The organism is Gimesia algae (assembly GCF_007746795.1).
Classification (GTDB): domain Bacteria; phylum Planctomycetota; class Planctomycetia; order Planctomycetales; family Planctomycetaceae; genus Gimesia; species Gimesia algae.
Map to the genome: position 1 here is coordinate 2,702,888 of NZ_CP036343.1, position 23,546 is coordinate 2,726,433.

Consider the following 23,546-nt stretch of genomic DNA (forward strand, 5'->3'; position numbering starts at 1 on the left):
ACAGTCATAGACTTCAGATAGCACTACCTGATTTCGATGGCACTCTGGTGGTGTACTAGAGCGCATCACATTAAACCATAGCGTCTCTCAATCTATTATACTCGCCCCAAATCGCCCTGGAGACGCTACAGTAAAACTGGACACATTCTAACTCAAGTATTCTGGAACTGGTGTCTCATCTGTAGTGATTTTCAATTGAATTTAGACACTCTTCTCAGACTTACCGGATATTTTTATTTCATTCGAGCACCAGTTTGAGTAAATTGAGTCTTAGACCAATCCATCTTCTGAAACAGGAAATGATTATGCTGTTGCATTGAATGGTCAATGAGTCGCAAACTGAGATTCATAGGTTCACTAAACGAAGCTGGCAAACAAACACATAGAAGCCCTTCACCGAGGAACTGATTCATGAACTATAGCCCTGACTGGCCTTCGACTCATATCACTCTTTTGAATCGAGTTCGATTTCAGACAGATTCCGAAGCATGGAGGGAATTTGTTCGCATCTACGGTCCTCTTATTTACAATCATTGCCGTAAGTTTCGCCTCAGCGAATGCGACGCTGAAGATGTATGCCAGGAAGTGTTTCAACAGATCAGCAGTTCAATGCATTCATTTGAATATAATCGTAAACTGGGGCGGTTTCGTTCCTGGCTGGGAACGGTAACCTATCACGAGATCTGCCATTATTTCAAGAAAAATAAACGATTCCAGAATCAGTCAGGAACGCCCGGCCTACAGGAGGCGATCAATGAGCAGGCAGGTGAATCAGATGCCGCCTGGGCTGATGAATTCTGCAGCCATATTTACACGACTGCCCTGAAAAATATTCAACCCCTGTTTGACGATCAGACCTGGAAAGCATTCGAACTGACCTGGATCGAAGATCTTGGCGCGCAGCAGGCTGCAGAAAAACTGAGTTCGGAAATCACCTGGATCTATAAAGCAAAATTTCTTGTGCAGAAAAAACTGAAAGAGGAGATACAGCGCCTTTCATTCGACAGTGTTGTGTTTCAAAAATGACGTTAATTTCGGGCTATTTATGCAAAAGTGTATTTCAGACAGCCAAATCGTTCATTATCTCTGCAATGAGCTTGATGAACTTGAGAATCAGTACGTCCAAGAACATCTGAATCAATGCGCAAGTTGTCAGAAGCGAACCGAGAACTACTCGGAGGACAAGGAACTGAAGAACTGGCAAGAATGCCAGCAACGGCAAAATCAGTCCGGTAGTTCAGAGCACCATCCTTTTTCAGAACAACAACTGGATCGTATTTTCAACTCGACAATCTCTTCCATCAATCAGCCACCGTCAACCGCCTATTCGCCGAGCCCACACCCCGGATCTGGAATTCACAGTCAAGTCGATGAGGAATTGAATCAGATTACAATCAGGGTCGTTGGAAATTACCATCTCGTTGAGAAAATTGGCCAGGGAGGGATGGGTGTAGTCTACAGGGCCATCCATGCTCGTCTGAAGAAACAGGTTGTCCTCAAATTACTGTTAAATAACCAATGGGACAATGACACACAGACACAAAGGTTCTATCGAGAGATGGAACTGATCGGACGGTTAGATCATCCCAATATCGTCAAAGCCACCGACGCCGGTGAGGTCGATGAAACTTGTTTTCTAGTCATGGAATATTTATCTGGCCATGATTTGAAAACAATAATCAAATCTGAAAAAAAAATCTCAATTACTTCTGCCTGTTATATTGTGCGGCAGGTCGCCAATGGTTTGCAATATATTCATAATCACAATCTCATTCACCGAGATATTAAACCATCAAATCTTTTTCTCACCCTGCAAGGTGAAGTGAAAGTTTTAGACCTCGGGTTAGCTGGCCTGAGCCAGACGAATAAACACTTGAGTGATCTGACAGACAGTCAGTGTATCATGGGGAGTGTGCATTATATGGCGCCCGAACAGGCACACAGTGTCAAAACAATCGATCATCGGGCAGATATCTACAGCCTGGGATGCACGTTTTATAAACTGCTGACCGGACAGACTCCGTTTAAACAGGAAACCCAGATTGCCACAATTCTTGCACATCGTGAAGAGACGGCTCCCCGACTGTCAGATCTGATTCCGGAGATTCCAGAACAGCTGGAGGAACTGTTTCAGTCGATGATGAAAAAAGATCCTGTCGATAGAATTCAGACTATGGCAGAAATTGTGGAAATACTGGACCGATTTCTGAGCCAGCAAAACGAAATTCCTCTCAATGAATCGGCGGAAACCTATCTAAGCGAAAGCCGGGAATTAATTGAACTCTGCAAGCATACCATTCTGACGCCACCGATTGAGGTCATGTCCACAGATGTCAGTACACAGATGCAAGCGTCGAAGCATTTCGTGAATCAAAAACGGGGCATTCTGTTTTTGGCACTGATCCTGCTGTTTGGTCTGGGAACATGGGGCATTGGCAAGGCCCTGTTCCCTCTCCCTCCCCCCTTAGAGGAACCAGATCCAGCGCCAAGACATCTTATTATGCCATCACCTGATCAGGCTCAAATTGAACGCGAAGCAGCAGTCTGGCTCCTGAATCATGACTGCGAAATCGTGATCGATGGAATCTATGAACCAGTAACCCAATCGCAGAATTTACCAGAAGCCGATTTTTTTATCAGACAGATCAAGTTTCATCCCCAGAAAGTCACGCGCGAGATTATGGCACCACTCAAGGGGTTGGCAAAACTAGAGATCCTGCGTCTGGAAGACTGCCATGTCATGGATGATGCACTTGCTCCTCTCAATGGAAAGTTAACCCTAAAAACTCTGGATTTGCATGAAACGGGTTTGACAAATGCAGGCCTCTCTCACATTAGCAGCCTGCTTAACCTGACGCACATTTCGCTTCAGAAAAATCGTGAGATCACTGACGAGGGTCTCCTGGCTCTGGCTGATCTAAAAAAGTTGAGTTCAATCAACCTGGACCGACTCAATATCACTGACAGCGGGCTCAAATTTATAAATCACAATCCCCGTCTGGAGTGGTTGAATATTAAAGACACGCAGATTACTGATAATTCAATTCCAGATCTGATTAAGCTGAACCGAATGAAGCATCTGTATCTTGAAGGTTCTAAAATTTCAGATCAGGGAATTCAGGAAATCAGAAATGCTTATACGGGTAGAGACCCCATCAAATATTAGAGCGCATCACATTAAACTATAGCGTCGCTCAATCTATTATACTCGATCCAAATGGCCCTGGAGACACTACATTAAAACTGGACACGGTCAAAGCGATTACAACCACACTTTCTCTAGTTGAACTGCATTATTCTGCATTAACTCCCGTAACCCTCACTATCAGATTTGATTCATTACCTGAAACAGACGAAATCTGATTTCTCATCTTGACCCGTCCGTGCCCTTCTGAATACTACATAAATGCTGATTTTTTTCTCCACATTATCCATGAATAAAGGGCTACACTCATGGTTGGAAACGCGATATGGCCGTATGACACTCAGTCTGCCATAAAACAAAAACCTTGCAAGCAACACATCCCCGCTCGATCTCCACAGATCAGTATTGTCATAGCAGCCCGTAATAACTCAGCCTATCTGGCTGAGACGATCGAGTCAGCTTTCAATCAGAGCATTCCGTGCGAAGTGATTTACGCAGATGACTGCAGCTTTGATGATTCAATCAACATCGCTCGACAGTATCAGAATCAGGGATTGATTCTTCTAAAGTCTCCCTGTCATACCGGTGTTTGTGAAACACGAAACAGAGGTGCAGAACTCGCAAAAGGGGAATACCTCCTGTTTCTGGATGGGGATGACATCCTGCCGAAAGACTATGTGGAAAAACATCTCGAAAAAATGACCCCAGAGACCCCGTTTGTCTATGGGGGTGCAGAAGCGTTTGGAGATTACTCCACGCTCTGGAATGCCCCGGAATGGACAGATGGAAGGCTCTGGTTAAGAAATTTTGTGAATACATCGGCCCTCTGGAATCGCCAGGCATTTGAAACTGCAGGCCGTTGGCGAAATAAGATCAATACCATGTGGGACTGGGATCTGGCATTACGAGGTTCCCGGCTGGGCACACCTGTACGCAGTAATGCGATTCTACTGTATCGTCAGCATGCAGGTTCCTGGTCAGCAAATATCAAAACGAAATATCAGCAGCGCCAGGAAATCCTACTGCCACAGATGCGCCAAATCTGCTCGCGTATCAGTATCGGTTCGATAATCAGTGGTAGAGTGGCTGACTTCTTTCCCCAGTGGATTTCTGCCATCACACAATCAGTGAATCTGATCAACAGCTCTGAACCAGCAGAATTGGTGCTTCTCGATAATACAAACAACACCGATACACTGAGAAAGATAAGAGCCGAAGCCAGTCGATACGTCAATACATTTGAAACCATTCGAATACTTCCGTACCCGAGTTCTGTCACTTTTTCCAATGAAAAAGAACGCAGAGACCAGACAGCACGTTTTATGGCCCGGGCTTGCAATCGATTGCGGGTTGAAATGCGGGGGGACATTCACTGGCTGATTGAAGATGACATCCTGGTCCCACTGGAAGCAGGCGTGAATTTAATCTCAAACTTGACAGCTGATTGGGTCCCCCCCAATGCGGTCTCCGGATGCTATCGCAATCGACATACAGAAACACAATTTGTCGGCGGTCAGTTTGATGACCATCATGTTGTGAAAGCCTTTTCTGATATTGGCAACGAAACCCGCGCAGTAGATTATTGCGGAACTGGCTGCCTGATGTACTGGAAAGATCGAACACCTCGTTACTGGAATAGCCACTACAGAAATATACCTGCTCATGACTGGGAATGGTGTTCCCAACTGAAGTCATTGGATGGTGTCCTACTGATGCTGCCATCGGTGCACTGTGGCCATGCAAAGTCTACCAACGAGATATTGTACTAAGGGCTACAATAACGGGAGACAAAAAAGAAAGCACGAGCCCACGTACACAATGATAGGAAGCAGGCACTAGTCCCCTAACCTTGTGTGCTCAATAAGCAAGTGAGCCCGTGCATTTCTATGATGAGTTCATTGATGCATATCACAAAAATGAATAACACCCTCTACCATGCATATAGTGACCAAGATTCGATTTCTTCCCAAAATATTTCATATTTTGATCTCTTTTTGAAAAGAAAAATAACAAGAACAGATCTTTTGTTCATTTATATATATTATTACAGAACTTTATTCTAATCAGATGTCAACACAACAGCAACCCTTGAACCAACCTACATTAATAGGCACAAGCCTTTTAATAATAACACCTTATAAACAATACGTTATCATCACATCAACTGAATTATATTAATCCAGGCAACAGATTTGTCTTTTGTCCACAATTCAGGAATTATCATTTACAGACAACACAACTAAGTGATATTTAGAACACCTAACGTCATATTACGGTAAATTTGCATCTAGTAGGTCAGTCTCATCTATTTTCATTTGACTTTCCATTGTTAACAATTAACATTAAACGATAAATACGACATAAGAACTTCTACTGCTCAAGGATTCCAAATGAATGAGCCTCAGTTGGTCCGTGGACTCGGCGAACAGATCGTGGAACGTCTTCGCGAAGATATTCTCTCCGGCAGGATAGCTGAGGGAGAACGACTGCGCGAGGTCGACCTTGCGAAACGATTCTCTGTCAGTCGTGGCCCGATCCGGGAAGCCATCCAGAAACTGGCCTGGGAAGGCGTTGTCGAGACGGATCGGAATAAGGGAGCACTGGTCTCCACATCAGCTCCCGATGAAATCACCGAATTAATTATCCCACTTCGCTGTACTATTGAAAAATATGCCATTCGACTGTTATTCGACCAGTTGACGGAAGACGACTTTCTTGCCTGGGAAACGATTCTGAATAAGATGAAACAGGCGTGCGAGGCCAAAGACTTTGCCCTGATTTCCGAACATGATATTGCCTTTCACCGTGCCCTCGTCAAGCAAGCCAATTCTCCTGATCTGTTAGCCATCTGGTCGGCCATGGTTTCACGTATCCGCAGGCACTTTCGGGAATCACATCTGCAATATCAAAATCCCATCCAGATCTATGAGGAACATCTACCGATCATCGAGGCGCTTCGTGACGGCAGTCTGGCAGAAGTATTACAGACCATAGAAAATCACATCGAATAATTCAGCTGAAATGCTGATTGGAACTATCCGGAAAATCAAGCGATGAAATTCTTTCTGTACAGTCTGATCGGGCTTTTCATACTGATCTGGCTCTCACCCGTCGAATGCCTTTCAGCAGAACCGACTCAGCCCACTCACCGCGAAAAAGAGCTGTATTTTGAACAACATGTGCGTCCCTTATTGATCAAGCACTGTCAGGAATGTCATGGCGCGAAAAAACAGTTTGCCGAACTGAGACTGGATTCCCGTCCCGCGCTGCTGAAAGGAGGGGAAAGTGGCCCGGCTGTTAAGGTGAATCATCCAGAAAACAGCCTGTTGATGAGTGCCGTCCGTCGTGAATCTCTGGAAATGCCGCCCGATAATTCTCTGACACCAGGTGAAATAGAAATCCTGTCAGTCTGGATCAGACAGGGAGCCGTCTGGCCTCAATCTGCAGATTCGAAACAGCCAACCACCATTGACTACACAAAACACTGGTCATTTCAGCCTATTCAAGACCCCGCCATTCCACCGGTAAAAAATAAGGACTGGCCACATAATAACATCGACTATTTTATTCTCTCCCGACTCGAAAAGGCAGGACTGCAGCCAGCGCCCACAGCGATATCTGCCGTACTCCTGAAACGCATTTTCTGGGACCTGACGGGATTGCTGCCCACACAGGAGCAGATTCAGAGCTTCACAAGTAACGATCAGAAATCGATGGTTGATTCAGCAGTCACAGCACAACTGGCTTCCCTGCATTACGGTGAGCGCTGGGGCAGACACTGGCTCGATCTGGCACGTTATGCGGATACCAAAGGATACGTTTTTTTCGAGAAACCTGCCTTCCACTTCGCCTACACATACCGTGACTATGTGATCAACAGCTTGAATCAGGACAAGCCCTTCGACCAGTTCATCCGTGAACAACTCGCCGCCGATTACCTGAAAGAAGAGCTGCCTCATGAATCACAGGCAGCACTCGGTTTCATCACCCTTGGACCACGCTTCAAAAATGATATACATGACATCATTTCTGACCGCATCGATGTGGTCACGCGTGGTTTCCTGGGTCTAACCGTCGGATGTGCCCGTTGTCACAACCATAAATATGATCCTGTTTCCACCGAAGATTATTATTCGCTGTATGGTGTCTTTCGAAATTCACTTGTACCCCTTGATCTTCCGTTTCGCAAACAGAATCATCTCTCGTCTGAGCTTCAGGAACAAGCAGTAAAAATGCAATCCGCAGCCAGAGAGCTGAACAACCTGTACGAAGGACAACACCAAAAAGTATTACAGGACACTTCGGAACGCCTGGCAGAATATCTGATTGTCGCACAGTCACGCAGACAGGGTCCGGACACCGTCAAATTCGACGTGATCGTGGATGGCGATGATCTCAATCCTGAAGTGTTACTGCTCTGGCAGGAATTTCTTGACATCACTGAAAAATCTGCGGACCCGGTGTTTTCGATCTGGCAGAAACTGGACTCGATTCCTGAGCAAATGTTTGCCTCCCAGGCGGCGGATGTACTCGAACGGATCATTGCTGCATCTAATCCTGATTCAGTTCAAAGCCTGCTTGCCTCTCATCTGTTGAAAAAGAATCCACGGCAATTCAATGACATCATTCGTGGCTACGCAACACTCTTCCATGAGATCGATCACGATTGGGCTCACAGAATTGTCGTGGCCAGAAAACCAGAACAGAAACAAAATCAGCAACCGTTTCCTATTGCCAGACGGCAATATCTGGATTCGTTTTACAGCCCACATTCACCCCTGACCATTCCTTTGCACGGGTATACGGTTCTAAAACTCTTTCCAGACAGAAAACTTCAGGAAAAAGTGAAAGCATTAAATGCCGCGCTCGATCAGGCGCGCGCTCAGGCACCAATTGAACTCGCGCAAATGATGACGCTCCGTGACGCCGATCAAATCATCGAACCGCGCGTTTTCAAACGGGGTAACCCCGGATCACCGGGTCAACCGGTCACCAGAAAGTACCTGAGTTATTTCGAACAGGTATCGGACGAACAGTTTCAACAGGGAAGTGGGAGACTGGAACTGGCCAACGCGATTTCCTCTTCCCGGAATCCACTCACCGCCCGCGTCATCGTGAACCGAGTCTGGCAGCATCATTTTGGCCAGGGTATCGTCTCCACTCCCAGTGACTTTGGAATACAGGGGGCTCGCCCTTCGCATCCGGAGTTGCTGGATCATCTCGCTACCTGGTTCATACAAAATGGCTGGTCGATTAAAAAACTCCATCGCTACATCATGCAGTCAGCAACTTACCAGCAATCAAGCATTTCCCACGAAACGGGGGAGAAACTTGATCCCGCCAACAAACTGCTATGGAGAATGAATCGTCGTCGACAGGACTTCGAATCGATGCGCGATACCCTGCTCCAGGTAAGCCATCAACTGGATTCAACAGTCGGCGGCAAATCGGTCTCGGGGATTACCTCTGATTCCAATCGTCGTCGTACCCTCTACACTTTCATCAACCGCCAGGAGGTTCCAGGCCTGCTGCGAACTTTCGACTTCCCCTCTCCAGATGTCAGTACAGGCACCCGCAATTCGACTTCGGTTCCCGGACAGTCGCTGTTTCTGATGAATCACCCTCTGGTCCTGAAATCTGCGTTCATCCTGGGTAATGAATCAGAACAGGCTGAAACTCCAACAGCGGGGATTCAACATCTCTATCGGAGCATATTGCAACGCGATCCGACTCAATCGGAAATCAGTGAGATGCTTGAATTCGTCGCTAAAGATCAGATCAAACTCAAAACAGAACCAACTCGTTCCGAATGGGAGTACGGCTATGCCTCCTATGACCTGATTACAAAAACTCTGAGCGATTTCCAACCCTTACTGCACTGGAATGGTAAACAGTATCAGGGGGGAGATCGTCTGCCCGATTCCAAAATCGGTTGGGTCTTTTTAGACCAGACCGGCGGGCACCCCGGTAATGATCTGGATCATGTCGCTGTAATCCGCTGGCGCGCTCCTGACGAAATAACGGTGTCTCTGACAGGCGTTCTCAAACACGAACTCCCACAGGGAAATGGAATTCGCGGTCGAGTACTCGTCAATAATCAGTTGGCACTCGGTCCCTGGACACTACATGAAAACACTGCAAAAACTGATATTAAATCAATCAAACTGAAGAAAAATCAGACGATCGATTTCGTCGTCGATATTGCAGGACATCTTGGCTTTGATTCGTTTATCTGGTCGCTGGATATCACAGCAAACTCACCTGAATTAACAACCGTCTCCAAATCCGAACCACAGCCACCACTGGTTCGACAGTGGAACTATTCCAAAGATTTTCGCAAACCCGCACCAGTACCAGTTACTTCCTGGCAGAGTCTTGCTCAGATTCTCCTCTTATCCAATGAATTTCAGTTTATCGATTAACCAGCAGGAACGTATTATGTCCCTCACCCAGCTTACACGACTGGCACCACAATTTTCCCGGCGTGAATTGCTGACCCGCTCTGGCATGGGAATGGGTATGCTGGCGCTGGCAGAACTCACCGCGCGGGAAAATGCCCAAGCTGCCGGCAGAGAAATGCCAGTCACACGACATCATCCGGCTCAAGCCAAGCAGGTCGTGCATCTGTTTATGAACGGGGGCCCCTCACATGTCGACACCTTCGACCCTAAACCGCTACTCAAAAAGTTTCACGGAAAACCTCTGCCCAATCCAAACCTGCCCACAGAACGTAAAACAGCCGGCGCACTGGGGTCCCCTTTCCAGTTTAAAAAGTATGGCGAGTCCGGCATTGAGGTCAGTGAACTGTTTGACAAAACTGCAGCCCATATTGATGAGATGTGTATCATCCGCTCAATGCATTCTGATATTCCCAATCATGAACCTTCTCTATTACTCATGAACTGCGGAGACAATGCACTGCCACGCCCCAGCTTCGGATCCTGGGTGAATTATGGCCTCGGTTCACTCAATGAAAATCTACCCGGCTTTGTCGTGCTCTGCCCGAACGGCTTTCCCGTCGTCGGACCCAAAAACTGGCGTTCCGCCTTTCTGCCAGGTGCCTTCCAGGGAACACATCTCGATACCAAAGAGACTTCAGTTTCCCGCCTGATTGAAAATATCAGCAATCCCCAAACGCCAAAACGACAACGACGTCAGCTGGATCTACTACAGAAAATTAATCAACGCCATCTGGATCAACGGGGCCACGACTCACTGCTCGAAGCGCGAATCCAGTCTTTCGAACTGGCTTACCGCATGCAGTTTGCAGCATCGGATGTGCTCGATCTCTCCAAAGAACCCAAACATATACAGGAAATGTATGGAGACGGCTTACAGGGACGCCAACTGTTAATGACCCGTCGTCTTCTGGAAAAAGGAGTACGCTTCATTCAGGTCTGGCATAGTGGCGGACAGGAATGGGACAATCATAGTGGCATCGAAAAAAACTTGCGACGTCTATGTGGACAATGGGACCAGCCCATCGCCGCGTTTCTGACGGATTTGAAACAACGGGGTATGCTTGATTCCACCCTGCTGCTTTGGGGAGGCGAATTTGGCAGAACCCCGGTCGCAGAACTCCCTTCCATGAGTGGACGTGACCATAACCACTACGGCTTCAGCATGTGGATGGCCGGAGGCGGCGTCAAAGGGGGATACGTCCACGGTGCCACTGATGAAACAGGTTTCGCTGCATCAGAAAATAAAGTCCACGTCCATGACCTGCACGCGACAATGCTGCATTTGCTGGGAATCGATCACGAACGACTCACCTATCGATACGCCGGACGGGACTTTCGTTTAACCGACGTCCACGGTCATGTCGTCAAAGACATTATCTCATAACCTACTGTTCCCTAATTCTTTTCTGCCAAGGCTCACAACATCAATGAAAATTGAACAAATCACCTGCCAGATCTTACGTTCCGGTTCTGTCACCAACAAAACAGCCAGCTGTCAGGATTCGGTGCTGGTCCGCATTAAAACGGACAATGGCCTGGAAGGCATCGGGGAAGCGGACTCCTCACCAGAAGTCGTCAAAGCCATCATTGATGCCCCCTACAGTCATAATGTGGCCTGCGGTTTGCGAGAACTACTCATCGGAGAAAACCCGCTCGAAACTGAACGTCTCTGGCAGAAAATGTATCGCCACACCATGTACTTCGGCAGAACCGGTGTCACCATCACCGCGATGGCAGCCATCGATATGGCTCTCTGGGACCTGAAAGGCAAACACTTTGGGGAACCCATCCATCGCTTGCTGGGGGGACAGTATCACTCTGAATTCCAGGCGTATGCCTCTATCCTGTTTGGTAAAGATGGTCAGGAAACCTGTGACATCGGTCAGCGCTGGATTGAAAATGGTTACACTGCAGTCAAATTTGGCTGGGAACCAATGGGTCAGTCAGAACAGCTTGATATTGAACTGGTCGCGGGAGCACGTGAAGGGATGGGCGATGGTATTTTATTGATTGATGCCGGCTGTGTCTGGGATGCTCGTACCGCATTACAACGGGCACACGCTTTCTCCGAATACAATATCGGCTGGCTCGAAGAACCTCTCTTTCCTCATGACATCGCCGGCTATGCCTGGCTGAAAGATCGCTCTCCGGTTCCCATCGCTGCCGGCGAAGAAGAGTGTGGTCGCGAATCGTTCCGCCCCTACTTTGAACAACGCGCCCTGGATGTCTATCAGATCGACCTCGCCCGCAATGGATTTACCGAAGCCAGTTACCTGAAACAACGGGTCGCAGAAATCGGTGCCCGTCCCTGTAATCACTGTTACACCAGTCCAATTACTGTCGCCGCCAGTCTGCACTGGCTGGCCACCTGCAAAGATGCCTTCATCTTCGAAGACTGTGTGGAAGATGAGCCACTGCGACACGAGTTGACTCTCGAAAAAGTACAAGCTGAAAATGGAGTGATTCAGGTACCCAACCGTCCCGGTCTCGGCATCACTCTGAATGAAGATTTCGTTGCAGCACATATCGTCGCTGAATCGAACTGAAATTAATGCAGTTCCCCCACTTATTAAAAGAAGCTTCAACATGTCTCAAACTCCAATCAGCACCAGGATTGACTTCAATAAGCCCGGCATTCAATGGGGGACACTCAATATCCCCTTTTCTTACAATTTGAGTGGCTGGGCACAGCTGCAGATTCCCATATCAACAATGGCGCGCGGCGAAGGACCCACCGTTCTACTGATGGCGGGAAACCATGGCGATGAATATCCTGGTCAGATTGCCATCATGAAACTGATGAAATCGTTAAACCTGGAAGAAATTTCCGGACGCATTATCTTCATCCCGGCAATCAACATGCCCGCTGCCAAAGCTGCAACGCGTCTCTCTCCCCTGGATGGAAAAAATCTGAATCGCTCTTTCCCCGGAAATGCCGAAGGCACTGTCACTGATATTATGGCCCATTACCTGACCCATGAAATCTTTCCCAACGTCGATGTCGTCATTGACCTGCATACCGGTGGTCGCGGCGTGTATTTCTATCCTTGCGCTCATATGCATCTCGTCGAAAATCGCGAACAACTCCGTCGAATGGCGGCTGCGACGGAAGCTTACAATACAGATTTCTCCTTTTTGTATGCCGACATCGCCGGTAAAGGACTGCTCCCCGTCGAAGCAGAAAATATGGGCAAAACTGTCGTCACAACGGAAATGGGCGGTGGCGAAGTCACCAACGCAGCCGTACATCGACTCTGCCAGTCTGGGCTGCAGAACGTACTCATCCACCTGAAAGTACTTGCCGGTCAAGAAACCTCACGCGTTGATCTGGGTCTGCCACCGACTCGCTGGATCCAGGCGCTGGACGCGGAAGATTATATTTTCTCACCGGAATCAGGTATCTTCGAAAGCTTTGTCGATGTCGGTGCGGATGTCTCAGGAGACCAGCCTTTAGGGGCACTGCATTTTCTGGAACGCCCCGATCGAGAACCGACCATCATCCACGCTCCCTCGAAGGGAATCGCAATAGCTCATCGGGGTCCCACCCTGACCAGTCAAGGCGATATCCTGTTCTGTCTTGCCCATGATGTGGATGCTGATGTTCTGAAAACGTTTTCCTAACGGCAGCTTTCGAATCAAGAGGGATGACATATATGAGTTGGCTGGACTGGATGATCGTGTTCGTGCTCAATGGATCGGTAATCGCCTTCGGGTTTTACCTGGCCCGCAGCACCCATTCCAGCAGCGACTGGTTCCTGGGAGGTCGTTCACTCCCCTGGTGGGGACTGGGGCTCTCCATATTCGCTACCAGTGTGGACAACGCCGATGCAGTCTCGCTCACCGGCTACGCCTACAACCATGGCATGCACATCATCACAGCGTTCACACTCGCTAGTGTATGTGGTGCCGTGCTGGCGTCGTTTGTCGTGGTACCTGTGCTCTACAAAGGTGGCTTTTACACAAACGCAGAATACCTGGAAACCCGGTTTGGAAAATCGATCCGCACTATCAGCGCCCTGATTCAGATTCAGTATCGCACGAGCATGCTCGGCCTGATGATCTGGTCCATCTATCTGATGCTGCAGGGAATTCTTGATTTTTCACCCGTTCAATGCTGGGCCCTGATTGTACTCCTCGTCATTTTCACCGCCGCTTATACAACCTGGGGTGGTTTGACGTCTGTTGTCTGGACCGACGCCCTGCAGAGCCTGATTATGATCGCCGGCGGCATTACCATCTTTTGTGCTGTCTGGTCAGCCAGCGGCGGCTGGACAGAGACGGTTCAAAAACTCTCAGGGGCAACCGATGCCAAAGGGCAACCACTGATCAACTGGCTGCACATCGGACAATTTCAGGACAGCCAGTCGACTTCCCCTTATCTGATCGTCATGGGCTGGTCGATTATCGGTCTGGGTTATTACACTGTAAACCATACGCAGACCATGCGACTGATGGGTGCCCGCTCTTTGTGGGATATGAAAATGGCGACGCTTTTCGGCTGTCTGCTGATTATGCCTATCATGATTGGTACGACGCTGATGGGCGTCATGGGACGCGTCCTGGTGCCCGAATTCACGCAGCATTCCTCTGCTGACCAGTTATTCCCCTATTATGCCAACCAGTTTTTAGCACCCGGATTCAAAGGGCTGGTCGTAGCCGGGATTCTGTCCGCCGCCATCAGTACCTTCGATTCGATCGGCTCTGCGTTATCCGCATTATTCACACGCGATATCTATGCCCGCTGGCTCTGTACTGATCAGACTGAAAAGCATTACCTTAAAGTCACTCGCTGGGCGACTGTCGGCATCCTGCTGATTGGGTTTCTATATATCCCCTTCATTGTGCGCTATGACAATATGATCCAGGCATTTCGCACACTGATTCCGATTTTTGTCACACCATTGTTTACCATTTATCTATTGGGGGTTCTCTCACGCGTCCCCCGTCAAAGCGGTCTTGTCGGACTGATCGTCGGCTCATCGTTCGGATTGCTCGGCTTCATCGATCGCGAACTGGTCGACCACCAACTATTCAGCCCGCTGCTGACTGAACAATGGTATGCCTTCCCGGCTTCGATGCTGGTGACTGCCCTTGCCATGTTTTTGTCAGCAATTAAATGGGGCTGGCTGGAAAAAGAAAGTGCACTAGTATTGAAACAGGATGACGTGATCAAAGAACAGACCTGGCTCACAGAAAGCCGGGAGGAATTGCTCGATATCAAAATCAGTCCCTTCAAAAAACCGACGCCACAATACCTGAATCCTAACTGGTACGCTCTGGTCTTAATCGCCATTTCTTTTTGGATTATTTTTGGATTCTTCTGGTAAATCACAATCTGACAGACAGGTAAGTAGAAAAATTCTCAGTATGAATCGATTACAGATCAGTTTGTTGTTAATGCTATCCTGTTTATTAATGATCCCCTCAATACGCGCGGCAGATCCCGAACTGAAACTGTCTGCTCCTCAAGACATCGCATTCACAGCCAGCTGTGATCAGAGCCAGCAACATTACGTCCTCATGCTGCCGGAATCATTTAATTCTCAGAAGCCCCATTCCCTATTGATTGCATTGCATGGCCATGGAGCTGATCGCTGGCAGTTTGTGAAAGAAACGAGAGGCGAATGTCAGGCCGCCCGCGATTTTGCTGCGAAGCATCAGATGCTGTATATATCACCCGACTATCGCGCCCGCACTTCCTGGATGGGTCCGAAAGCCGAGGCAGACCTCGCCCAGATCATTGCTGATCTCAAAAAACAATATCAGATCAAGAATGTCTATCTTTGTGGCGGTTCCATGGGAGGCACTTCCAGTCTGACCTTTGCAGCCCTGCATCCCGAACTCATTGATGGCGTCGCAGCGATGAATCCCACAGCCAATCACCTGGAGTATGACAAATTCCAACCCGCGATCCAGGCATCATTCGGAGGCACTAAACAGGGGATTCCCGAAGAGTATAAAAAGCGAAGTGCCGAGTACTGGCCGGAAAAGTTCACTATGCCCGTTAGCATTTCTGTCGGAGGAAGGGACCAGCTGGTGCCTCCTGACAGTGCGCGTCGCCTGGCTCAGATCCTTAAACAGCTTAACAGGCCAATCCTGTTGATTGATCGTCCCCAGCAGGGGCACTCAACATCCTATCAGGACAGTTATTCTATCCTGGAATTCATGATAGAAAAATCAGCGCAGCAGAAACGGCGTTGAAATCGGTCACTGACCAATCTGTGTATCGCTGCGTAACATATTCCCGCGGTTCAACAACTCTTCCGTAGGCACAACTACCTTGGGCTGCAACTGGTATGTGAACTCGTGACGATTGGTCACTTCGAAGGGCAGCAGGTTGTCCGACACCGCATCCAGAGGAAAGACCTGATACCAGGGAGTTTTTACCTTCTGCATCACGGTCTGCGTTTCATAACCATCCTTGGTCAACGTAATTTCCCGTGTCGCATAATACGTAAAGTCGACCGAGACCGGCGTATAACCGATTTCATCTCCATCCACTTTGACCAGTGCCCCAGCGGGAATCGAACGGATCGTCATTCTCCGATGCACACAGCCAGATTGGGTGATCGCCAGCAAAGCCAGTAGCGCAACCAGACACCACCGCTGTGTATTCGCAGTTGTATCGCGACAAAAATCAGATGTGTCGGACTGACAGGAATCGGACATGGATTATTAGAATCAGAAGTAACGTGAACGGCAAATAACTCGATCTCGGGTCGGGAAACCCGATAGAAGAGCGAGGATTCTACAGCGATGCTTGATTTCTGCCAATACCTGTTTCTCTCTAACAAATAATCCACATCTACCATAAGTCACTTCTAAATAACACGTTACAAACACAACTCAAACATATCCCACTCTGGAAAACTGTGAACCCCTTCACTATATCCTGTTTCGTTATGCTAAAGCGCATCATATTTTTTAGTATCGCGTCTCCCGTACTATGATACTCGATCCAAATGCCCCTGGAGACGCTGCAGTAGAACTGGACACAGTTTCAATAGATCTTGAAAACAGCAGATTTGCGGTATGCAGGAAATTATTTTGTAGACAAAGGCGGGTAAGTGTGCCTGTTATCTTGAATTTCTTGCCCGAGCGTGCGATAAAGTGCGTATCAACAGCAAGTTATAGAACTCTGAGCAATTCAACCAGAGTTTTCAACAATCGGGACGTAGCGCAGCCTGGTAGCGCGCTACACTGGGGGTGTAGAGGTCGCAGGTTCAAATCCTGTCGTCCCGACTATCTTTCAAAACAAGCCCTTTGGCCAGCAGGTCAAAGGGCTTTCTGCTTAGATTCACGGCGTTTACAACCGATCTTGGTCGGTTCAAACAGTGTCCTGATCCCAGTGCCGTGCCCGAACGACATTGCTGATACTTGTTCGGCTCCACTCAGTCTAATTTTGCCTAAACGGCTGCTCATTCATAAAAACGGGTGTTGGCAAATCTAAAGTGAACGAGATGACCGGCAACTCCGCAGAAAGCGGCAGCGATATGAGTCCCGACTTAAGTCTCGGAACTTTCTCTACGGTTTCGACGCCAAATATGTTGACTTCATCAAAACCTCGCACCCGCAGTTTCGTTCGCTCAAAAGAAAAAGAAAATGATGATTTCTCTGAGAGGTGCCCTTACAAAAATCGTTTTAGCCATTGTTGTGTCTGGCTGCTCGAGGCAATCCGCTGACACATTCGACTTACCCGAAACGGCAAGAAAGGGAACGATCGAGAACATCATTTCCATCGAATTTCCAAAGAAGCCATATCGTTTCTCCCTTGCGAAGATAGCAAACGGCGTGACCATTGATTACACGATTCGTGTCAAACAAGACATCGACAACGTAATTCCACGTCCACAAGACGATGGGGCTGCGGCCGGGCCGGGGCCAAGCGGCCTATTTCCATTCGAAATCATTTCTGGCAATGGCCAGTCCTATTCATTACGGGATATTGGACTTGGTCCACCAAATGAAAAACCAGCACGCACGATAAAAAACGGCGTCTATTCGGCATCTTTCGAGTGGGATGGGCGCAACTGGAATGGACCTTCCGACTTCGACCCACCGAAGGGTGATCCATTTCCCCCTGGTAGTTACACTTTGACAGTAAGTATCGTTGGAGAAGTGAGAACTGAGGAAGGAAAAAAGCCCTACGATATCTCCAACAACATTGAAGTAATTCTCGTACCTTAAACTCCTATTTCTCAGACAGCATCGTTTCGTTTTTGAGTGAACAACTGTGGTGAGTTTGTGAGGCATATTCTTAATTCGACTAATTAAGAGCAATGAGACATGCAACTTTTACGCCGCCCACATTTCTACAAAACGATGCTTTACACACAGCCATTATCCAGGAAGTGATCATTTCCCATAATTCGATTCTGAGTGCCCTTAAATGTCATCTGGCAGCATCTATCACTCCGATTGACTCTGATGCTGATTAATGTGTTCTTGCATTGCAGACTATATCCGCTCTGAATCCTGCCATTGCATCCCACATCAGACACCACTAAGCTTGATTAAGAACGGTAACGTCTGCTGGAAGATACAATAACAAGATCGAGCAGGCAGCGCGGAAGCCAGCAAGCTGCATTAACCGTTGATGATAGCATAGAAAGAGAAGAACAATGAAAAATCGCACACTCGGCACCAGCGGTCTGGAGGTTTCCGCTCTCGGGCTTGGTTGCATGGGAATGAGCTTTGGTTATGGTCAGCCCGTTGAGGAAGCAAAGGGCATTTCGCTGATCCGTGCAGCCGTCGACTTGGGAGTGACTCTGTTTGACACAGCTGAAGTCTACGGTCCTTTTACGAACGAGAAACTGGTCGGCAAAGCACTCGCTCCGGTACGTAACCAGGTCAAGATTGCCACCAAATTCGGCTTCGCTATCGACGAACAGGGAATTCAGACCGGATTGAATAGCCGACCAGAGCATATCAGGAAAGTAACAGACGCCTGCCTGAAAAGACTGCAAACGGATCATATTGACCTGATGTACCAGCATCGCGTTGATCCCGATGTACCGATCGAAGACGTCGCTGGTACCGTAAAGGAACTGATCGAAGCAGGTAAGATCGGTCATTTTGGTTTGTCAGAAGCGGGGGTGGACGTCATCCGGCGGGCTCATGCAGTTCAACCCGTCGCGGCATTACAAAGTGAATACTCACTCTGGTGGCGCGAACCAGAAGAAGAAATCCTGCCCGTTCTGGAAGAACTGGGAATCGGATTTGTGCCCTTCAGTCCGTTGGGAAAAGGCTTCCTCACTGGCAAAATGGATGAAAACACCACCTTTGAAAGCAGCGATTTTCGCAACAAGGTCCCGCGTCTTTCTGCCGAAAACCGAAAAGCAAATCAGGCATTCGTCGATCTCCTGGCAGAGATTGCCAGTCAGAAGCAGGCGACCTCTGCCCAGATTGCCCTGGCTTGGATGCTGGCAAAGAAACCCTGGATCGTCCCGATACCCGGTACAACCAAACAACATCGACTGGAAGAGAATATGGCTGCCGCTGCGATTGAGCTCACAGAGACGGAACTCAGTCAAATCGAAGAGGGTGCAGCACAGATTGAGGCCAGTGGCGAGCGATACCCAGAAGCCGCGATGAAAATGATTAATCGCTGAACGACGAGAACTACGGGGCTTGAGCCGGCTTCTGCGACTCAGGCCCCTTTTGTAACCAACCCGATTTTATTTTTCTGCCTTTAATCCGACCGCTTTGCCATCCAGTTGCCACTGTTTGTCAACTTTCCCCAGCAGATGCGCCAGCGCGGTTGCTGCCACATCTACCAGATAGGCCTGTTGCTGAATGCGCCCCGGTTTCACAGACGGGCCATGGACAATCAGAAAGACCCGGCGAATTTCTGGTACCTGATGTCCCTTACTGTGTCCACGCTTCAGACCACCATGATCAGTACAGACGATGGTCAGCCAGTCCTCGTTTTCATAATTGGGCCGGGACTGCATTGCTTTGAGAACGGTATTCACACACACGTCAACATTTTCAATCGCAGAAATATATTCCGGGACTTCGGGGCTGAATCCAATCGCATGCCCGGTCGCATCGGTCTGATGAAAATAGACAAACATCGCATTCGGATCCTCTTCTCTCAGTATCCGTGCTGCCTTGGCCGCGATAATCTTGTCCCGTTCTCCTTCCCGCGCCAGAGAGCTGGCATTCCGCGGATCGGCAGGCTGAACATAAACTCGCACAGTATTATCTTGATGCAATTCCAGATTCAATGCACCGGCTTTTCCATCATAATTTCCGAATAGAATGTTACGGCCCTGATCTGTTGTTTTGAAACGGGCTTCGATAGTAAAGTCTGATCGGGTAACACCTCGAAAGGGTGCCGTCATCGCAATCTTCATACCATGCGTTTTGTCTCCTGTCGCAGGCAGATCAAGCGCCTGTGATTCAGAACCGGCTCCCGACTTCACTCTACGAAGTTCTGAAGTAGGCGAAACTGCTTTCGCCGGGAAAGGTCCTCCCGCATCACCGGCTGTATCAGAGAACTGACTGACTTTTGCATCGCTCTCCGGGCTGGTTTCAAATAGGTACTCAGCCAGCAGCCCCGTTCGATCTACAGACTGATCTGCCTGGGCCGTTTCTGTTGCTGACAATGCGATTTCCTCAGCCGACAATGCCCGCTTCCAGATGCGGACGTCATCCAGTTGACCATGAAAACAGGTTTGCCCTGCACGGGAATCTCTTCCAAGGTAATAAAAATCTCCCCCCAGTGGAAAGTCCAGATCCACACCAGACAGTGAAGCGACCTGTTTACCATCGAGATACAACTGCAAAAGATCCTTCTTTTGGACAGCCAAAAGATGATGCCACTTGCCGTCCCGTGTCTCAATATTAAACCTTGAAGCCGACACACTGAGATCTGCTGTCTGATTTTTCATACGTGGTAACGACTCGACCTCTGCAATATCTGCTTCAGACAAAATGTGTTCATGAATCGGCTCCCACGAGACCAGAGATGCTGTCTTTGCATCGGGTCGTTCCCGCTTCAGACGCTTGAAAAAATGCGGAAACAGTTCGTAGTTCTTCCCTTTGAAATTATTATCGTGTACGCCATGTTTGTCGGCCCAGACGCCTGTCAGAATGCTCGACCAGCCGGGGCCACTGATCGTATCATTTTTCTGATAGCGTTTCCCTAAGATCTGCGTCTCATCTGTAAATGCACCTTCACGCATCAGTCTGTCAAACGTGGGAGTCTTCGCTTTTAACAACGCATCCGGCCGTGTGCCATCCATGCCGATGATTAACACGCGTTTTTTTGTTCGATTTTCGTCGGGTTCAGCCGCCGACAATGGAGGTATCAGAATAGTTCCAGAAAAAAGCAGACAGAAAATTCCGGTAATCTGTTTCAAGTTGCTCATCACTATTCTTTCCCTCAGGCGAGTGATTGGAACTGGCTTCTGTAAAAGTCTGTTTAGCCAGATAAAACTACAGTATAGCGCGCCCTGTTTTCGATTCTCAACCGCGTCGTGATGAATTTGCGATGAAGTTTTCCTCAGTCCGGAAATGCCTGCAGTGCCAGATCAGCGACTTCACACAATTGTTTCTGGCCTGCTCCCCCTGCCGCTTGCACGGCGATCCCATAAGAAACCGTCGATACATATTTCGCCAGTTGCTGTGCATTGGAATCAGCGGGGAGATCCCCTTCCTCGATAGCACGTTCCAATCGTTGACACAACAGCTTCTCACACTTGGTGCGGCGTTTGACCATCTCTTTGCGAATGGACTCCGCAGCATCCCCACAGGCCAGAGCACTTTGCACCAGAAAACAACCACGCGGATTTTTTGAATTAGAAATCAGTTCGATATTGCCACTCCACAGTTTTTTTACAACTGCACGGGCCGTCGGTTCGTCCAGCGAACTGAGAAGATGGCAGGCACGTATTTCCATATATCGATCAATGGCCTTATGGAATAACGCTTCTTTGTTTCCGAAGGTGGCATACAGGCTCGGACGATTGATTCCCATCGCCTTCGTCAGTTCCAGAATGGACGTACCTTCATAGCCGTTCCGCCAGAATACATCTAACGCATCGTCTAATGCCTGATTCGTATCAAATTCACGTGGCCGACCAACCGACATACTGGGGCTACCTCCTTTTCTTACTGAATAGTACACAATAAGACTTGACTGGCCAAGTCGAATGGTATATTTCTTACCTGTCAGTATATAATTCAACCGCATAGGAACTTTCAATAGTGAAGACCTATCATATCAACATATAAAGATTTTTCATTGCAGTTTGGAAATGATTCAGAAATCAGCGCCTTTTGACTGCAATCTCAGCTTTGGAAACGGTGTCAGCTTCATAAAAGGCCGCCAGAAGCATTCAAGCCGAACCCGTTACCGAAATCAGGGTCTGTCCCTTTGAGCCCGATGTGATGATCCCGGATCAATGCGTTCAAGAGATTTCGAGACTCAACCAGATACCGCCAAAATCAATTTTGTCTTCTGATGCGATCTCAGGTATCTGTCAATTTCACGATGGAGATATTTACACGATGGAGATATTTAAATGTCACGATTGACATTGATCATTTTTCTAATCCAGCCACTGGTTTTAATGGCCTGCAACCAGAACACCGCCCCGCTGGCTGCTCCCCCACCAGCGAAGGTCACCACTGCCCGGCCTCTGGTTTTACCTGTCATCGAATGGGATGAATACACCGGACGTCTGGCGGCCATCGATGCCGTTGAAGTCAGAGCCCGCGTCAGCGGATATCTGCAATCGACTCATTTTGAAGAAGGACAGTTGATCAAAAAAGGAGATCTGCTGGCAATCATTGACCCGCGCCCGTTTGTGGCTGAATTGAATGCCTCCCAGGCGAGAATAGAAGAAGCCCATGCCAAGCTGGCTGAATCAAAATCTCTGCTCAAACAGTCTCAGGCAGAAAGAGCGGATGCAGCTGCCCAGTTGACCCTGGCAGACCAGCGTGTGAGCCGCGTTCAGCAACTTGCACGCAAAAATGCCACAACCCAGGATGATGTCGACGTCAGTAAAAGTGAAAAATCACAGGCAGAAGCCAGCCTGGCTGCAGCCGATGCCATGATCGAATCCTCGAATGCCCGGATTAAAACTTCTGAAGCAGCCATAGAAACAGCGAAAGCTAATCTGGAAGCTGCACAGTTAAATATTCAATACACTCAAATCCGGGCGCCCATCAGCGGTCGCATCAGCCGACGTTATGTGACGGAAGGAAACCTGATCAGCGGTGGTTCTGAACAATCGACACTCTTAACAAATATCGTCTCAGTCAATCCGATCCATTGTTATTTCGATGCGGACGAACAGGCCTTCCTCAAATACGGCCGACTCTCAAGAGAAGGAACACGTAAAAGTTCGCGGGACGTTAAAAACCCCGTCTACATGCGGTTGATCGATGAACAGGGATTCCCCCATATCGGTCATATGGATTTCGTAGACAACCGCATTGACCCCAATACGGGGACCATGCGAGGACGTGCCATCTTCGCGAACAATGATGACACGCTTACCCCCGGACTGTTCGCCGAAGTCCGTCTGCCCGGCAGTGGTCGTCACGATTCCGTTCTCATTCCCGACAGCGCCATCGGCAGTGATCAGTCAGAAAAATATGTGTATCTGGTTGATTCTGAAAAACAGATCAAACGACAGGCCGTAAAGTTGGGCCCCATCGTCAAAGGGTTAAGAGTGATTCGTTCCGGGCTGGATGGATCGGAAGTGCTGGTCACACACGGGTTGCAACGCGTATTCCCCGGTGTCACTGTAGACCCGACTCTGGAAACCCTTAAAGCTACTTCCGGTTCTGGCTTGCCGGATGACTATGAGCCGGTACCACCTGAAAAATGGCTCACGCGTCGATCCGCCCCTGCACCACCGGGAATTTCCTCAAATATTCACCAGACAGGGGCGCAGACATCGGCCCGCTCAAATGGGGGACAATAG

16 protein-coding genes and 1 tRNA gene are annotated in these 23,546 nt (G+C 48.6%); 14 read left to right on the forward strand and 3 right to left on the reverse strand.

Annotated features, from left to right (window positions below):
* Positions 1-411 precede the first annotated feature (411 nt).
* The 10 genes from Pan161_RS09820 to Pan161_RS09865 all read left to right on the forward strand — a co-directional run bounded on the left by Pan161_RS09820 (position 412) and on the right by Pan161_RS09865 (position 15,807).
* Positions 412-1,026, forward strand: a complete 615-nt coding sequence (locus Pan161_RS09820; protein ID WP_145226297.1) for an RNA polymerase sigma factor — start codon at positions 412-414, stop codon at positions 1,024-1,026.
* Positions 1,027-1,045: 19 nt separating this feature from the next.
* Positions 1,046-3,166 (forward strand): serine/threonine-protein kinase, encoded by a 2,121-nt coding sequence (locus tag Pan161_RS09825; protein WP_145226299.1) that lies wholly within the window; start codon positions 1,046-1,048, stop codon positions 3,164-3,166.
* A 287-nt stretch (positions 3,167-3,453) separates the two neighbouring features.
* The gene (locus tag Pan161_RS09830; protein ID WP_145226300.1) at positions 3,454-4,914 is read left to right on the forward strand and encodes a glycosyltransferase family 2 protein; all 1,461 of its coding nucleotides are present in this window, start codon (positions 3,454-3,456) and stop codon (positions 4,912-4,914) included.
* A gap of 621 nt (positions 4,915-5,535) precedes the next feature.
* Entirely contained in the window at positions 5,536-6,156 is a 621-nt protein-coding gene (locus Pan161_RS09835) for a GntR family transcriptional regulator (protein WP_145226302.1), read from the forward strand.
* Positions 6,157-6,198: 42 nt separating this feature from the next.
* Positions 6,199-9,567: a PSD1 and planctomycete cytochrome C domain-containing protein gene (locus Pan161_RS09840; protein WP_145226304.1), complete on the forward strand. Its 3,369-nt coding sequence runs from the start codon at positions 6,199-6,201 to the stop codon at positions 9,565-9,567.
* A gap of 16 nt (positions 9,568-9,583) precedes the next feature.
* Positions 9,584-10,990 (forward strand): DUF1501 domain-containing protein, encoded by a 1,407-nt coding sequence (locus Pan161_RS09845; protein WP_145226307.1) that lies wholly within the window; start codon positions 9,584-9,586, stop codon positions 10,988-10,990.
* A 43-nt stretch (positions 10,991-11,033) separates the two neighbouring features.
* A complete protein-coding gene (locus tag Pan161_RS09850) occupies positions 11,034-12,152 on the forward strand; it encodes a mandelate racemase/muconate lactonizing enzyme family protein (RefSeq protein WP_145226309.1) in 1,119 nt (372 codons plus the stop codon).
* A 40-nt stretch (positions 12,153-12,192) separates the two neighbouring features.
* Positions 12,193-13,227 carry a succinylglutamate desuccinylase/aspartoacylase family protein gene (locus tag Pan161_RS09855; RefSeq protein WP_145226311.1) on the forward strand — a complete coding sequence of 345 codons (1,035 nt, stop codon included), beginning with the start codon at positions 12,193-12,195 and terminating at the stop codon, positions 13,225-13,227.
* A gap of 32 nt (positions 13,228-13,259) precedes the next feature.
* Positions 13,260-14,933 carry a sodium:solute symporter family transporter gene (locus Pan161_RS09860; protein ID WP_197995807.1) on the forward strand — a complete coding sequence of 558 codons (1,674 nt, stop codon included), beginning with the start codon at positions 13,260-13,262 and terminating at the stop codon, positions 14,931-14,933.
* 40 nt (positions 14,934-14,973) lie between these two features.
* On the forward strand, positions 14,974-15,807 hold the full coding sequence (locus Pan161_RS09865; RefSeq protein ID WP_145226315.1) for an alpha/beta fold hydrolase: 834 nt from the start codon (positions 14,974-14,976) through the stop codon (positions 15,805-15,807).
* A gap of 6 nt (positions 15,808-15,813) precedes the next feature.
* Here Pan161_RS09865 and Pan161_RS09870 read toward each other — a convergent pair whose 3' ends face one another.
* Complete coding sequence (locus Pan161_RS09870) at positions 15,814-16,275, reverse strand: PEGA domain-containing protein (RefSeq protein ID WP_145226317.1); 462 nt, start codon at positions 16,273-16,275, stop codon at positions 15,814-15,816.
* A 499-nt stretch (positions 16,276-16,774) separates the two neighbouring features.
* On the opposite strand from Pan161_RS09870, the gene Pan161_RS09875 reads away from it, so the two are divergent.
* The 3 genes from Pan161_RS09875 (at position 16,775) to Pan161_RS09885 (ending at position 19,217) form a co-directional block, all read left to right on the forward strand.
* Positions 16,775-16,848 (forward strand) — tRNA-Pro (locus tag Pan161_RS09875).
* A 360-nt stretch (positions 16,849-17,208) separates the two neighbouring features.
* A complete protein-coding gene (locus tag Pan161_RS09880; protein ID WP_145226319.1) occupies positions 17,209-17,793 on the forward strand; it encodes a hypothetical protein in 585 nt (194 codons plus the stop codon).
* A 434-nt stretch (positions 17,794-18,227) separates the two neighbouring features.
* Positions 18,228-19,217 (forward strand): aldo/keto reductase, encoded by a 990-nt coding sequence (locus tag Pan161_RS09885; RefSeq protein ID WP_145226321.1) that lies wholly within the window; start codon positions 18,228-18,230, stop codon positions 19,215-19,217.
* A 66-nt stretch (positions 19,218-19,283) separates the two neighbouring features.
* On the opposite strand, the gene Pan161_RS09890 is transcribed toward Pan161_RS09885, so the two are convergent.
* Both Pan161_RS09890 and Pan161_RS09895 read right to left on the reverse strand, forming a co-directional pair.
* The gene (locus Pan161_RS09890) at positions 19,284-20,981 is read right to left on the reverse strand and encodes a LamG-like jellyroll fold domain-containing protein (protein WP_145226323.1); all 1,698 of its coding nucleotides are present in this window, start codon (positions 20,979-20,981) and stop codon (positions 19,284-19,286) included.
* A 134-nt stretch (positions 20,982-21,115) separates the two neighbouring features.
* Entirely contained in the window at positions 21,116-21,703 is a 588-nt protein-coding gene (locus Pan161_RS09895) for a TetR/AcrR family transcriptional regulator (protein WP_145226325.1), read from the reverse strand.
* Between the two features lie 433 nt (positions 21,704-22,136).
* Between Pan161_RS09895 and Pan161_RS09900 the strand changes: the two genes are divergently transcribed.
* The gene (locus tag Pan161_RS09900; protein WP_145226327.1) at positions 22,137-23,546 is read left to right on the forward strand and encodes an efflux RND transporter periplasmic adaptor subunit; all 1,410 of its coding nucleotides are present in this window, start codon (positions 22,137-22,139) and stop codon (positions 23,544-23,546) included.

What these genes read in the sequence shown, in the direction of transcription:
- Pan161_RS09860 (WP_197995807.1), top strand. Translation starts at nt 13,260, where the DNA reads ATGAGTTGGCTGGACTGGATGATCGTGTTCGTGCTCAATGGATCGGTA.
- Pan161_RS09855 (WP_145226311.1), top strand. Translation starts at nt 12,193, where the DNA reads ATGTCTCAAACTCCAATCAGCACCAGGATTGACTTCAATAAGCCCGGC.
- Pan161_RS09900 (WP_145226327.1), top strand. Translation starts at nt 22,137, where the DNA reads ATGTCACGATTGACATTGATCATTTTTCTAATCCAGCCACTGGTTTTA.
- Pan161_RS09885 (WP_145226321.1), top strand. Translation starts at nt 18,228, where the DNA reads ATGAAAAATCGCACACTCGGCACCAGCGGTCTGGAGGTTTCCGCTCTC.
- Pan161_RS09835 (WP_145226302.1), top strand. Translation starts at nt 5,536, where the DNA reads ATGAATGAGCCTCAGTTGGTCCGTGGACTCGGCGAACAGATCGTGGAA.
- Pan161_RS09880 (WP_145226319.1), top strand. Translation starts at nt 17,209, where the DNA reads ATGATGATTTCTCTGAGAGGTGCCCTTACAAAAATCGTTTTAGCCATT.
- Pan161_RS09870 (WP_145226317.1), bottom strand. Translation starts at nt 16,275, where the DNA reads ATGTCCGATTCCTGTCAGTCCGACACATCTGATTTTTGTCGCGATACA.
- Pan161_RS09895 (WP_145226325.1), bottom strand. Translation starts at nt 21,703, where the DNA reads ATGTCGGTTGGTCGGCCACGTGAATTTGATACGAATCAGGCATTAGAC.
- Pan161_RS09890 (WP_145226323.1), bottom strand. Translation starts at nt 20,981, where the DNA reads ATGAGCAACTTGAAACAGATTACCGGAATTTTCTGTCTGCTTTTTTCT.
- Pan161_RS09820 (WP_145226297.1), top strand. Translation starts at nt 412, where the DNA reads ATGAACTATAGCCCTGACTGGCCTTCGACTCATATCACTCTTTTGAAT.
- Pan161_RS09850 (WP_145226309.1), top strand. Translation starts at nt 11,034, where the DNA reads ATGAAAATTGAACAAATCACCTGCCAGATCTTACGTTCCGGTTCTGTC.
- Pan161_RS09830 (WP_145226300.1), top strand. Translation starts at nt 3,454, where the DNA reads ATGGTTGGAAACGCGATATGGCCGTATGACACTCAGTCTGCCATAAAA.
- Pan161_RS09840 (WP_145226304.1), top strand. Translation starts at nt 6,199, where the DNA reads ATGAAATTCTTTCTGTACAGTCTGATCGGGCTTTTCATACTGATCTGG.
- Pan161_RS09825 (WP_145226299.1), top strand. Translation starts at nt 1,046, where the DNA reads ATGCAAAAGTGTATTTCAGACAGCCAAATCGTTCATTATCTCTGCAAT.
- Pan161_RS09865 (WP_145226315.1), top strand. Translation starts at nt 14,974, where the DNA reads ATGAATCGATTACAGATCAGTTTGTTGTTAATGCTATCCTGTTTATTA.
- Pan161_RS09845 (WP_145226307.1), top strand. Translation starts at nt 9,584, where the DNA reads ATGTCCCTCACCCAGCTTACACGACTGGCACCACAATTTTCCCGGCGT.